Below are 12,633 nucleotides of genomic sequence, written 5' to 3'. Positions count from 1 at the left end.
GGAACCGCTCTCTCGTACTGTGTCCACGTTTCAGAATCTTCTGACTCGCGTTCAAGCCGCTGTCGACAGCCCTCACACATTGTAATGAGGTTCTCCGACTTCGTGTTCTCTATCGACCCATCAATATAATGAGTAAGAAGCTGGTCAGTCGCACTACAGACCGCACACTCGCCAGCATTCATCGCAAAAGTGACCCGCTGAGGGTCTCTGTTCTCCTCTCGCTTCGATTCCGGCATACGGTACTCGATACCTCTCATAACCCCTAATGAATGTGCTGAATTACTAGACTAGACCATCGAACTGCTATACGCTTTCAACTGTGCAACTTCACTGCGTCGGAGCAAATACCCAATCGCGATGACGATGTTGATGAGGGGGAGGACGGCACCGAGAAGCCAATACGTCCAGAGCGGGTTCCAGACGCCTGCACTTTGCAATCGTCGAATATCGAGCCCCATCGCGATCGGCAATAAAACCCAGCCACCAATACCAAAAACAGCGACGACAACGCTCCCGTTAACAGTGACGGCAGAGCTACCCAGTACTGCTATCTGTGGAAGGATCGCCAGTACAATCAGAAGATGCCATCCGAACCCCGTTAGTGACTCTTGGACGTCTTCGGAGTTCGACGCAGAAGCTCGTGGCGTATCTTTTTCGAGGACCTGGTGACGTTGGTAGAGATACAGGAGGGTGACAACCAGATTGATTGGAAAGACGAACAAACCGAGCGTCCATTTGACTCGAATTCCCCAGTGGGCATGGGTTGCGAGATACCCCATATCGTAGTGCGCACCGAGTACGAGCAATCCAACTGCAATCGTACGCACAAACAGCCGAAGTCCCTGATCACCAACCGAGAACACGACGAATCCAATCCAGAGTAGTTGCGCGATGAATCCAGCATAGACGAGTGTAATCCAGCGTCCAGATCGGCCTGCACCACGGAGTGGCTTGTCCTCTGGATTTCGTCCCGAAAGGATGTTGAGTCGATCAGAGATGAGTGGTGAGTCACGTCTCCCACCGTTGGTGGCGACGTATCGAGCAAGCTCGAGAAGTGCGTAGCCTCCATAGAGGAGGTTTCCTGCGAGAAGCGTTGACCCACCAAGATCGTCTGTAAAAGAAAGCGCTGGGTGAGAAAGAAGGTCAGTAAGGATAGCAAAGCCGACGGCGAGCAGACAAAAGCCCAGCATCGCGAGGAAAATCGAGAGTGTGTCTCGCCGTTCCATGAGTAGTGCTTAGTACGTAATACTAATACACTCCTATTAAATCATAGTGCTAAAAGAGTATCAGGAATTGTAACAAGATGATTTGCTAAAGATGTCGATGAGAGATGGGTCCGACTATTCCGCTAACTCTGCGGTCCTTGCCGTTGCGAGCGTCTCAATGGCGTTTTCCGTCTGCCGAACAGCCCCTTGTACGAACTGTTCAGAGAGACTCTTCTCACGAGCCTTCTTCGCACCTCTCTGTAACGCAGCAAACGAATTCAAAACCGCCCCAAGCTGATTAATTGCCGTTCCGATCGCGTTATTCGCCTGCTTCTCACGACCTGACTCACACTCGTTGGTCGCTCGCTCTAAACTCTTCAAGACGGCTGTGAGCTTCTCTTCAAACGAGCGAGCCTGCCCACCAGACAGCTCCGTTGTAACCTCTTCTCGAATACCCTCAATCACTTGTCTCGCAGTCGCGATGAAGTCAGCTTTCCCTGCTACCGAAAGCGTGACCGTTTTCGTGTCACTGCCTGCGTTCTCCGAACTCACTTTGAAAGTGAGCGTAAACTCTCCAATACGGTCTGCAGTCAACGTAAACTCCGAGCGTGCTTGCTCCTCAGCTGCAAGCTCACCGATCGATTCCTCATCTGGCGATACGGGGAGTTTCGTGTTACCATCAATACTCACGTCACTCGCCACAGCATCCCCGATATTCATCAACGTAACTGGGATTGAGACCGTCTCACCCTTCGGGATATGAGTATTCGGCGTTGTCGTCTGAACGATTTCTACACTTGGATCTATCTGTGCCTCATCGAGAACTGGGTCAACCTCTGCTGCTTGTTTTTGGAACTGTTCTTCTTTTTCTCCGAGTTCTCGTGCTGTCCCTACCAGCTCATCTGGTTTGACGTTCTCTGGACTCGTCTCGAAGATTCCACCATAGGTGAGGATGCCCGTCCGAGAGAGACTCACGCTAATATGTGACCGAGCCAGCGATTCGAGTTGGTCTCGTTTCTTCGCAGATACGTCATTCGTGTTCCGGACTCGAAGCGCTTTCCGCGCACGAATCTCTTCGTCTTGCTTTACGTCACTGTAGGCTGCCTGGAGTTCATCGAGACGACTCGACGCCTGCTCGAAGTTTTCGCTTTCGACTGCAGTTGCGAACGCAGTGAGAAGATCTGGGATACGAGTAGCAGACATTAGACTCCACCTCCTGTGACGACATCATCAAGCGTTGCATTGTGGATATCGACTGTGGTGAACAGCACGCTCAAGCCACCAATCGTGCTCAGCGTAGCTGCCGTCAATCCGAACAGGAGACTCACTAACGTGAGAGCTGCCCCAACTGGTGCAAGGAACCCAGTGTAGAGCATGATCGTTCCAGCAAGCCCAAGGAAACTGGTGACCAACCCAATGAGATCGAAAAGTTCGAAGGCCTTTCTCTTCTCTATCACTTCCTCGTTCATCGCTTCGATTCCCCGCTGTGCGGCCTCTTGTGCATCCGTGGTGGTACCACCAATGTCGGCTGTCTCCGGTTCGGTGCCACCGAGGGCTTCGTCGAACTCCACGAGATTATCATCGATCGCTCGCCCCGGAATCACCTTCTCGAAGGTAGCGACGAGCCCATTACCGAGAGTATCTCGCTTGTCATCAATGAAATCTCCGAGAATGGCGCCCAACGTCTCTCCATCTTCAATTTCGTTGTCGAAGATCGACTCGAGGACGACTGCTAATGCTTCGTCAATCGCATTGCTGACTGGGCTGACGATTTCGTCGAACGACCCGACCATCAGCCCCGTCGTTAGTTGAATCGCGTCCTCGGCGAATACTGTAGCTTCACCGACTCTGTCTATTGATTGGGCGATCGATTTGAGTGCTCGAACGCCTGTAAGGATAATGACGGTGAGACTGATGGCACTGCTCACAGATCTGCCAGCGACGTCGTAGCGTCCGTCAGCGGCTGGCGAATCAGTGGGCGCACCAATCAGGTTATCGGGGTTTTGCGGCGAATCGAGTGTTTGGGGGCTGATGATTCCTAAGAGGTTCTCAGTGACGTTCTCGCCCGCTTTGTGACGTTCGACGATATCGGTTGCAAGTGCCTCATCAATCAGTTCATCTTCGAGTGATTGCTCGATACCACTCAGGGTCTCGCCCACTCGTGACCGTTCATCTATCGATGGAGAGACCGTACTGACTTGGGCTGCGAGTCTGCGTTTCTGGTCTGCGACTTCTTGGAATGACCGGGGGTTGGTGTCTGGTGGTGATTGTTCGCCGGGCGTGTTGGTGACGGTTCGTCCGCTTTCTTCATCCAATGGATATTGAATGAGGTCACCAGTCGGAAGCGTGGCGTCCGCTGGGGTTGCGACTGCGCGGGTGATAACGTAGCGGTCGTAGTCTGAAAGTGTTGCAGTTCCCCTGCGTCGCCCCATGACGCGGAACTGGTCGCGGGCTGTGAAGCCGTTTCCGTCGTAGAAAGATTGTCCGACTTGCTGTCCGTTGATGTAGACGGTGTAAGTGTTTTCGCTGGCATCGAGGACGACGCGTATGTTGTACCACTGGCCGTCCTGGAAGTCACCGCTGACTGCAATGTCGCCGCCGCCGAAGACGTTCCGGAAGTAGAGCCCTCGCCCAGCGATGCCGTTTGTGAATGCTCTAAAGCCATAGGAGGCGCTATCTTGGTCGTTGAATAGATAGCCGAGGCCGCTGCCTTGTGCGTGTCGCCAGAACATGTCGATTGTGAGGTCGCCGTCGGTAGAGGGACGAAATTGTGGTTTGACGCCACCGTCGTCGGCGACTCGGAGTGCTCGTTCGTTCTGTGTTTGGGGTGCGCCTTCGTTTAACCGACGGTACGTAGAGGCGGCGATTTTCCCATTTGGGAGAGGTGAGGGATTGATTTCGAGGGTTTGTACGGTTGAGAAACGCGGTTGTTTTTCTGTTATTGGCTCGCCTCTGTCGTTGACTGGTTCGTCTTCTTCAGCCACGACCTGGCCGGTCATCGTGATGTTTGTTACACTTGCGATGCCACCGTACCTGATTATCTGCCGTCTAGTAAATTTACTAACCATTGCTGCGAAAGCCAGTCAACTATCCTATATTATAAAAATACTGTATTATTATTTATAAGAGTAAGCGAATAAAATGGCATCTGTCCATACTATCCACAACCAGAATACGATCCGTAAACCAAGCAAAACCTATAGATAGCGCTCAAAGAGTGATCATCGAAAGCGCTTCCAACAACGTATCTACGTGCTCGAAGATGCCGAAGACACCAGTAAATCACCATTTCGACAGCTCGTCAGTCTCCCCTCGAAAGCCGTCTCGAAGCTCACAGCCAATCAAGAACGCGCTCGCTTCATCGTCAAAGACGTCCGCGAGTACGCAAAAAAAGTCCCTGCTAGCTACACAATTACTCAGCCTCAATCCGAAAGATTCTGAACGCTAAAGTCGCTCAGAATCGCTGAGAGACGCAATTACCTCTGAAAATGGTGGCAAATCGAGTTCCCTGCTATAGCACTTTCAGACTCGTCGCCTCATGAAGCGTAATCAGTTGTAACCAAAGTGGAACCGGGACAGATGACAATCTACCAATCAAACCAGTACTACTTCCTGTTACAATCGCGGCTGTTTCTGTATATCTTGGAAGCAACATTGGTGACCTGAGCGGATTATCTACGATGATGAAATTCGTCACGAGGAATGGTACCAGATGCTTCGACTTACTTTCGTGAAATTTGAATAGTTGTCACTGTAAGTTCGGTCGAGCACTTCAACGAAGGATATGGCCCAATAATCACCGCTAGAATTATTATTCTAGATAATATATTACTGAAGAAAGTTCGATGATTCGTTTCGATTACTCAGGGACTTCGTACGAGCCGACGACAGACTCGCCATCACCGCCTACGTAGACAACAGAGATAGAATCTCCGCCATTTACATCTACTTTTGCTGTCGACCCAGTTCTAACGATTTGACTGTAAGGGTCAGTCACATCGTTTCCGTTTTTCCGTACTTCAATCTCGCCAGCATCAAACGTGTCTCCACCACGGTGAGTAATCGTTACTGTGCCCGCACCTCCAGCTTCGTCTTCATCATAATCGAATCCGAAACTCGCCTGAGGCGCAGTCTGAATGTTATCCCCCAGACCCAAAACGAACGTCCCGATGACGGCCGCGAGGATCACAGTAATTGCGACCATAAGGATGACCCCTATGACCGGCGATACAGCCCGATTTTCGTTACCGAACGGATTTGGAAATTTCATGGTGTGTCTTGTTGAACACGTCCTCACTCCCCCTGTGGACAATTGAGAATCTCAGTAGGCATACCGACTCTACTGTGGAGGTGCGGGGACATTTGATTCACTCCCCCTCACACCATCGACCCGTCTCTATTGTCCGGTACTGAGTGTTTGCGTGTCTATCCAAGTTGAATACAGTAGGAATACATAACTCTTTCCTTGAATGAATGGTCTGTCAATTTGTATTGTTCATGAATGAAAATAAACTCGTCAGATATATGTCTTTTTAGAGAAGAGACTAAAATCCACCACGGCGTTCGAGCAAAAACTCTGGGTCAATACACCTCTTACATCGGTCTACGCGCATCGCAACATCGTATCGTCCATGCCATCTCAAACAAAACCTCCCACGTAGTAGTCCTTCGAGAGTACGATAAGAGCGACTTTGGCCGATTCGAGCGGTTCACACGGAGACCGAATCAGCGACCGCTGCGTGCTTCTGTAGAGTACGTACACACCGCTCCTCTTCCTGTCTGAGGTCACATGCTGTATACACGATACAGGTCGGATACTTACGGTTCGTCATTCGAGACACGACGACACGACCTGGAATCACAATTGCAAGGTCGTCCCCATTGTCGAACGTCAGTAACTCAGATGCTCTGCGAGAAACCCGTGACACCATCACCAACAACGAGGAAGTCGACTACGATGTCCATCCGCAGTTTACTATCGAAGAATCCATCCGCGACGCTCGGTGCTGTATCGGAAGCAGTGAGTACCAAACGAAGCAAAACTAGACTCTGAGATCCGAAACAACTCCCCAAGAAAACGCCATAAACGTAACCACGATAAGCGCAGTCGTCGCACTTCCAGCGATCGCCGCCATGCTTCCCGCCCCGAGCACCAAGAGGAATGCAACGAGGAGTATCCCCAAAAGTGCTATCCGGGTGGCTTCACCGATGGAATCGAACATCTACTTTTCCCCATTATAGTTAAGAGTATAATACTGTATCTTATTTTGAATTGAATTTGGACAGGGTATGGTAGTAGGGAAGAAAAAGAGTGTGTCATGACGTGCCTCACACGCTCGCCAAGAATTCTGATGTCTCGTTGGTGGGTCCAAGTGACGATCTCTACAACCCATTCGACCTCCTATCACATAGCGGTTCACAGTCAAATTCGGGCGGTACACTCCATCAGCTATGGCGAAAATGAGCGAATAACGCTTTAACCCAGACGACAACTGACAGAATTTCAATCTGTACAGGCGGTCCGTATCCGGAATCAGTCTCTTCATCTGGGTGTGTATCCGAACATGTGGGGCACACACCAGCAAGCCGGGCAGCGAGATCAATTGGGAGAACACAGCTTCGATGTCTGAGGGGCTCTCGACGCGATGTAGCGACTACGTTATTAACACCGTGCAAACGTCTATTCGGTCGGTTTTCAAAAATTGGAATCACTAGACGTAACGGAGTTGTACACCTATTCTGCACAAGTAACTCAGCGAGAAAATGAGTCAGGCGATTCATACGTAGGCAATCCTCTTTCGACGATATCGCCATCAAAAACGTCTGTGCCGTCTATTTCTGGGTTAATAATCGACTCTCGAAGACGACGCTATTCGACTTGCGTTCTTCCATGAAATCATGGGCGAGAGCGCGAGTGTATGGAAAATTCTGTTTTCAAAGTCGACACTGGAAATCGGAGCATCCACGACAGAGTGAGAATCTGCCCACGTCAGCGAAGAACCGGTCTACAGACGCCAGAACAGGGAGCGAAACTCAGACGATGATTGGCGATTATCTCCGAGTCGACGACAGCGTGACGTACCACAGTCGACGACGTACACTCAGGGGGATGAACGCTATTTCCGGATGTCAAATGGATGTATCCACATTCGGAGAGCCTGCTCGGTCGTCAGTGACCCACGGCTGAAGTCGTAGGCTTCCGCCTCACATCTGTGTGAATTGCCCAGCAAGTTCTTCTCGCGTCTCACGAACTGCGGGATGTCGACCAACACTTCGACGCAGTTCAAGCAATACCGCATGCGATGCCTCGCCTGAATCATACTCGCCATCAGCTGCAAACAGTATCGAGAGGGCCTACACTGGCTCAGGTGCCGATCCTGTATACTCTGCGTAGTGCTCAATCGCATCCTCTACGAGCCGCAGACGATACTGAATGAGAGCCCAGTCACTCGCAATCTCGCGAAGTTCACGTGTCTCTTGAGCGGTTTCCGTCTGCGCGGCTCGCGTACGGATTTCTCCAGAAGACACAACATTGTATTCCTCGCGCCAGTCCTCTAGCTGTTCTTGGAGGGCAGCACGCAATCCGACGAGATCATCTCGAGACCGACTGTCCAATAACTCTCGGAGCGCTTGCATCCGCGTATAAAGCGGGTCGGGCTGATACATCAGTGCTTGATCTCCAGACACTATTTGGAGGACACCCATCTCAGCAAGCCGTTCAAGGTGGTCACGAGCACTATTTCCAGCGACGAGGGCTTGGTCTGCAATCCAGTCGGCAGTTCTGGGCTGATCCAGTGTGACGGCGATGCTGCGAACGCGGTCAAACGCGCTCGTCTGTGCTTTCCATAGCGCAGAGCCAGGCGCATCGTCGGTCATACCTACATCATATACGAGGAGTACAATAGTCCCATCGAGAATGCAATTACTTGCATTTCACCCGATTCTGCGACCCCAAAAGGGGGAGTGTGCCCACGGGGAGCGATGGTGTGTCAGAACTGTCGGGGTGCCCGTGGGGGAGTGTCGATACTCCATTAGTAACTAGCCGCGCAGTACATATAATATTGTTTGACAGTCATTCTAAATGTCTTTTCCTGAGAGAAACGCCAGCCATCCGACCCGAAGAGCCAAGAGAGCTCTCACGTGACCTAGAGGTGATGCGAAAGTCTGAGACGCCACTTTCGAACATCGAACAGGAGGCCTTTACTCGCATCCAGCAGCTTGCCGACTATACCGACGGTGATCTCTCACCGACTGACGTTCGTGCAGCTATCAGAGCGGCCGACATTACACAACCAGACGAAATCCTCGAACAACTCATCCTCAAAGGCTATCTCTACAGAGTCGATAATACGATTCGGTTAACATAGCTGCGTCCACCCGTGACGAATCTGTTTACAATCACCGAACGCTGGGTTGCCCAAACACAGTCAGTATTTCTGGGTTACTCGAGTGTCTCATTCAAAGCCGCTTTCAATCAGTTCCTGACGCAAGATTCTCTGTTCCTCCCACAAATAAAATCATTATAAGCTACTCTTACTTAAGTATCAAGCTATTCAATGAACAAACCTCATGTCGAGTCAACTCGCCGGCGGAAGCACTGTGAATCAGATGACCTACGAACTGACGGGCTCTTTTTCTCCACACGATCTCAAAGAAGTCCTCGAACAACTCGGAGACAGTGTTCAAATCAAACGGTTTGAGCTAGAGGTCACACCCAGTGAAAATACACAACTCACACTGCCACAGATCGAAAGCACAGGCCAAGCAGATATCGAAGAAGAGCTGTCGAACCAACCGACGTCTACAGAGGAAACCCCCGACCTCGAACCACAACTTGAAACACAAGAGATAGAGACAGCACCAGAGACTGAGGCTGACGAAACATCCAAAGACCAACCAAAGGCACCCCGGTTGCAGGCTGGTGGAGACCCTTATCAGATCATGCAGGTCTTGACCAAAGAAGACGGATGGCTTCGAACTAAAGAGCTTCGTGAGATGATTCCCGACGACTGGGACGTCTCGAAGGATACGATTGGGACCTCCTTGTGGAACCTCGAAGACCGAGACCTCGTCGAGAAACGCCCCTACGAGGAGGACAAACGACAGACGGAGTATCGAGCTACGGATGCCGGTAAAGAGGCTGTCAAGCGTACGCAAGCGCGCGAGGAAGAGTAGATCGCTTTTGTCAGGTACCTCTGACTGAAGTCATGGGTTATTGACAGTACAACCATCCAATTGAACCCCCTCTCAAGTTGAATCTTTCCTAAAAATCAACCTTCGACGTACTGTGCTTCCCAGTTGTTACGGGCGTTGATCTCTCGGGTGCCTCGTTGGGTGACAGAATACACGTTGGTCCGTCTGTCCATTTTGCCTTTTTTCAGCAGTCCCTTATCGACAAGTGTGTCAAGGTTGGGGTAGAGACGTCCATGGTGGATTTCGGTTTCGTAGTACTCTTCGAGTTCATCTTTGATTGCGAGGCCGTGGGGTTCGTCGAGACCCGCAGTCACGGTGAGAAGGTCACGCTGAAAGCCAGTCAGGTCGTACACGTCTGAAGAGGTATTATTTATATTATATATGTCTTTTTTATTGTGTTGGTGAATATAATGTTAGTTTTGAATATAATCATTCGGGCGTCAGCTTGTCGAGGAACGTAGTTTGGTTTCCCGTCGTCGGCTTCCTCTCCCGACATGAGTCGTAGGCTACCGACCTGTGTACGCTAGCTTTTGATTCCGAAAAAATCGAACACCACCACGCAGTTCATGCCCGTTGGCACCGTTACCTTCGGTAAGGGCGTCTTCGGGCGTCGGCCATCGCATGTCACACGCAGTTCCCCCAGCCACAGGTGAGACGAATCCGAACGGCGCCGGCCGCGGACGACAGACGGACCCGATGGTTCGGCTCTTTTCGGACTACGGCCAGAAAGATCGCTGGCTGTTCGTCGTCGGTCTCGTCGCGAGCCTGTTCAGTCGACTCGTCGCGCTCGTTCCCCCGCTGGTGCTCGGTATCGCCATCGACGCGCTGTTCACCCCCGGCACCGAGACGGCGTACCGCCTCCCCGTCGTCCCCGACGGATCGCTGCCGTCGACGCCCGAAGCCCAACTGTGGCTCTCGCTCGGCCTCATCGTCGGCGCGTCGCTTCTCTCGGTCGCGCTCTCGTGGACGCAGGGCGTCTCGCTGTCGCTGTACTCGAATCGCGTCCAGCACGCCATCCGGACCGACACGTACGCGACGATGCAGCGCCTCGACGCGGCCTTCTTCGACGACAAGCAGACCGGCGAGGTGATGAGCATCCTCAACAGCGACGTCCGAAACCTCCGGGAGTTTCTCGGAACGACGCTCAGCGGCGCGGTCCAACTCGTCGTCTCCGCGCTCGGTATCGGCGCGGTGCTGTTCTGGCTCAACGCGCAGTTGGCGGCTATCACGCTCGTCGCCATGCCCGTTCTGGTCGTCTTTACCGTCGCGTTCATGCGGACGATTCGACCGCGCTACCGCGCGCTTCGCGCGAGCGTCGGCGCGCTCAACACCCGACTGGAGAACAACCTCTCGGGGATAGAGGTCATCAAGACCTCCAACACCGAGACGTACGAGGACGGCCGCATCGAGGACGCCTCGTGGGACTACTACCTGAAGACGTGGGCGGTCGCCAAACTGGAATACTTCTACCAACCGGGGATGGAACTCGCCGCCAACGTCTCGTTCGCGGCGACGTTCGCCATCGGCGGCTACTGGCTGGTCAGCGGGTCGACCGGTCCGCTGGGCGGTCCGGGGTTGCAGGTCGGCGAGTTCGTCACGTTCCTGTTCATGACCCAGCGGTTCGTCGACCCGCTGGCGGGCGCGGGCCGCATCGTCAACTCCTACGAGAACGCCCGCGCCTCCGGCGAGCGCATCTTCGGGCTGACCGACCTCCCGGTCGCCGTCGTCGACGACGAGAACGCTGTCGACCTCGGCCGCGTCGAGGGTCGAATCGAGTACGACTCTGTTTCGTTTGCCTACGAGGAGGGCCGACCCGTCCTCTCGGAGGTGGGCTTCGTCGCCGAACCGGGCGAGACCGTCGCGCTCGTCGGTCCCACGGGCGCGGGGAAGTCGACGGCCGCGAAACTGCTGCTTCGCCTTTATGACGTAACCGACGGGTCGGTCCGCCTCGACGGCGTCGACGTGCGCGACGCGACGCTCGACAGCCTCCGCCGCGCCGTCGGCTACGTCAGCCAGGACGTCTACCTGTTCGACGGCACGGTCAGAGAGAACCTCGTCTACGGCGCGTTCGACGCGACGGAGGCGGAGATGGTCGCCGCCGCGAGAGCCGCCGAGGCCCACGAGTTCGTCTCGGAACTCCCCGAGGGGTACGACACTCGAATCGGCGAGCGGGGAATCAAACTCTCGGGCGGGCAGCGCCAGCGGCTCTCCATCGCCCGCGCGATGTTACAGGACCCGGACGTGCTCGTGTTGGACGAGGCCACCTCCGCCGTCGACACCGAAACCGAGTTGCTCATCCAGCGGGCACTGACGCGGCTGACCGAGAATCGAACGACACTCGTCATCGCACACCGCCTCTCGACGATTCGGCGGGCCGACCAGATTCTCGTCCTCGAAGGCGGGCGCGTCGTCGAACGCGGGACGCACGACGAACTCGTCTCGCTGGGCGGGCTGTACGCGACGCTATGGGGCGTGCAGGCGGGAGAGTTCGACCGACTCGACGAGGCGGCCGTCGCGCGTCTGGTGCGCGAGGATGCGGACGATTAAACGGGAACTGTTGGCCCCCAACAGTAGGTCAGTACGTGAGCGTCTCGAGATCGTCCACGCGGTCGAAGTGGCCATCTCGTGTGATTAGCGTCGAACCCGACGAGCGACAGATACCCGCGATGAGCGTATCCATCGACCCAATCGGAGTTCCGGCATCGGACAGCTCAGCGCTCATGTACGCTGCCTCTGCCGCATCGTCGACGGTCAGTTCGAGCGGCTCGATCCAGTGTAGATCCTCACGGACTTCGCGGACACCCTCCTCCCCGCGAAGACGAGCAGCGCCGACGAATACTTCGTGCAGCACTACTGTCGGGGCGAAAAACGGCTGATTTTCGCGCGTTTCGAGTACCTGCTTTAGTTCCTCGGAGCCTTCGAGATAGTCGATGAGCGCACTCGTGTCAAAACAGTTCATTTCGACGCTCCTCGAGGTCGTCGTCGAACTCGTCTTCCGTTTCTTCGACGGCCTCGCGAAGACCGGTCCCCTTCCACGAGCCGAATCCTTTCATGATATCCCGCTCACTCCCCGTGAGACGAAGAATTGTATCCGTGAAACTCTCCCCTTCTTTTTTGTGTGCCTTCAGACGCTCGTACGCTTCGTCGGTGATTGTGAGACTCTTCGTCCCCATACGTATACGTCTACGTGTACACGTACTTAGGGTTCCCGTCGACGTGGCACCGAACGATCCGA

The 12,633-nt window shown here is 53.7% G+C and carries 11 protein-coding genes; 2 read left to right on the top strand and 9 right to left on the bottom strand.

The features are described 5' to 3' along the window. Positions 1-287: 287 nt before the first annotated feature. From FCF25_RS01965 to FCF25_RS01940, 6 genes are all read right to left on the bottom strand, one after another. Positions 288-1,226, bottom strand: coding sequence for a hypothetical protein (locus FCF25_RS01965; protein WP_137047150.1), 939 nt, complete (start codon positions 1,224-1,226; stop codon positions 288-290). A gap of 114 nt (positions 1,227-1,340) precedes the next feature. Next, on the bottom strand, positions 1,341-2,408 hold the full coding sequence (locus FCF25_RS01960; protein ID WP_137047149.1) for a CARDB domain-containing protein: 1,068 nt from the start codon (positions 2,406-2,408) through the stop codon (positions 1,341-1,343). Further along, on the bottom strand, positions 2,408-4,189 hold the full coding sequence (locus FCF25_RS01955; protein WP_168191188.1) for a LamG domain-containing protein: 1,782 nt from the start codon (positions 4,187-4,189) through the stop codon (positions 2,408-2,410). The genes FCF25_RS01960 and FCF25_RS01955 overlap by 1 nt, the downstream gene beginning before the upstream one ends. Positions 4,190-5,064: 875 nt before the next feature. Next, positions 5,065-5,475: a type IV pilin gene (locus tag FCF25_RS01950; RefSeq protein WP_137047147.1), complete on the bottom strand. Its 411-nt coding sequence runs from the start codon at positions 5,473-5,475 to the stop codon at positions 5,065-5,067. 772 nt (positions 5,476-6,247) lie between these two features. Beyond that, entirely contained in the window at positions 6,248-6,427 is a 180-nt protein-coding gene (locus tag FCF25_RS01945) for a hypothetical protein (RefSeq protein WP_137047146.1), read from the bottom strand. A gap of 1,132 nt (positions 6,428-7,559) precedes the next feature. Then, a complete protein-coding gene (locus FCF25_RS01940) occupies positions 7,560-8,081 on the bottom strand; it encodes an ArsR family transcriptional regulator (protein ID WP_137047145.1) in 522 nt (173 codons plus the stop codon). 732 nt (positions 8,082-8,813) lie between these two features. On the opposite strand from FCF25_RS01940, the gene FCF25_RS01935 reads away from it, so the two are divergent. Continuing rightward, the gene (locus tag FCF25_RS01935) at positions 8,814-9,380 is read left to right on the top strand and encodes a winged helix-turn-helix transcriptional regulator (RefSeq protein ID WP_168191187.1); all 567 of its coding nucleotides are present in this window, start codon (positions 8,814-8,816) and stop codon (positions 9,378-9,380) included. Between the two features lie 95 nt (positions 9,381-9,475). Here the strand turns inward: FCF25_RS01935 and FCF25_RS01930 are convergent, their stop codons facing one another. Continuing rightward, positions 9,476-9,751: a helix-turn-helix transcriptional regulator gene (locus tag FCF25_RS01930; protein ID WP_137047143.1), complete on the bottom strand. Its 276-nt coding sequence runs from the start codon at positions 9,749-9,751 to the stop codon at positions 9,476-9,478. A gap of 343 nt (positions 9,752-10,094) precedes the next feature. Here FCF25_RS01930 and FCF25_RS01925 point away from each other — a divergent pair, with 343 nt between their 5' ends. Next, positions 10,095-11,945 carry an ABC transporter ATP-binding protein gene (locus FCF25_RS01925; protein ID WP_137047142.1) on the top strand — a complete coding sequence of 617 codons (1,851 nt, stop codon included), beginning with the start codon at positions 10,095-10,097 and terminating at the stop codon, positions 11,943-11,945. A gap of 28 nt (positions 11,946-11,973) precedes the next feature. On the opposite strand, the gene FCF25_RS01920 is transcribed toward FCF25_RS01925, so the two are convergent. Both FCF25_RS01920 and FCF25_RS01915 read right to left on the bottom strand, forming a co-directional pair. Further along, positions 11,974-12,357, bottom strand: coding sequence for a type II toxin-antitoxin system VapC family toxin (locus FCF25_RS01920; RefSeq protein ID WP_137047141.1), 384 nt, complete (start codon positions 12,355-12,357; stop codon positions 11,974-11,976). After that, the gene (locus tag FCF25_RS01915; protein WP_117594535.1) at positions 12,344-12,571 is read right to left on the bottom strand and encodes an antitoxin VapB family protein; all 228 of its coding nucleotides are present in this window, start codon (positions 12,569-12,571) and stop codon (positions 12,344-12,346) included. Before FCF25_RS01915 ends, FCF25_RS01920 begins: the two co-directional genes overlap by 14 nt. Between the last annotated feature and the right edge of the window lie 62 nt (positions 12,572-12,633).

Source organism: Haloprofundus sp. MHR1 (assembly GCF_005155585.1).
In the GTDB taxonomy this organism is placed as follows: domain Archaea; phylum Halobacteriota; class Halobacteria; order Halobacteriales; family Haloferacaceae; genus Haloprofundus; species Haloprofundus halophilus.
This window is presented reverse-complemented; position numbering and strand designations above follow the sequence as displayed.

Excerpts from the sequence above, each read along its gene's own strand:
- FCF25_RS01965 (WP_137047150.1), bottom strand. The coding sequence starts at position 1,226 with ATGGAACGGCGAGACACACTCTCGATTTTCCTCGCGATGCTGGGCTTT.
- FCF25_RS01915 (WP_117594535.1), bottom strand. The coding sequence starts at position 12,571 with ATGGGGACGAAGAGTCTCACAATCACCGACGAAGCGTACGAGCGTCTG.
- FCF25_RS01925 (WP_137047142.1), top strand. The coding sequence starts at position 10,095 with ATGGTTCGGCTCTTTTCGGACTACGGCCAGAAAGATCGCTGGCTGTTC.
- FCF25_RS01945 (WP_137047146.1), bottom strand. The coding sequence starts at position 6,427 with ATGTTCGATTCCATCGGTGAAGCCACCCGGATAGCACTTTTGGGGATA.
- FCF25_RS01935 (WP_168191187.1), top strand. The coding sequence starts at position 8,814 with ATGACCTACGAACTGACGGGCTCTTTTTCTCCACACGATCTCAAAGAA.
- FCF25_RS01940 (WP_137047145.1), bottom strand. The coding sequence starts at position 8,081 with ATGACCGACGATGCGCCTGGCTCTGCGCTATGGAAAGCACAGACGAGC.
- FCF25_RS01920 (WP_137047141.1), bottom strand. The coding sequence starts at position 12,357 with ATGAACTGTTTTGACACGAGTGCGCTCATCGACTATCTCGAAGGCTCC.
- FCF25_RS01950 (WP_137047147.1), bottom strand. The coding sequence starts at position 5,475 with ATGAAATTTCCAAATCCGTTCGGTAACGAAAATCGGGCTGTATCGCCG.
- FCF25_RS01960 (WP_137047149.1), bottom strand. The coding sequence starts at position 2,408 with ATGTCTGCTACTCGTATCCCAGATCTTCTCACTGCGTTCGCAACTGCA.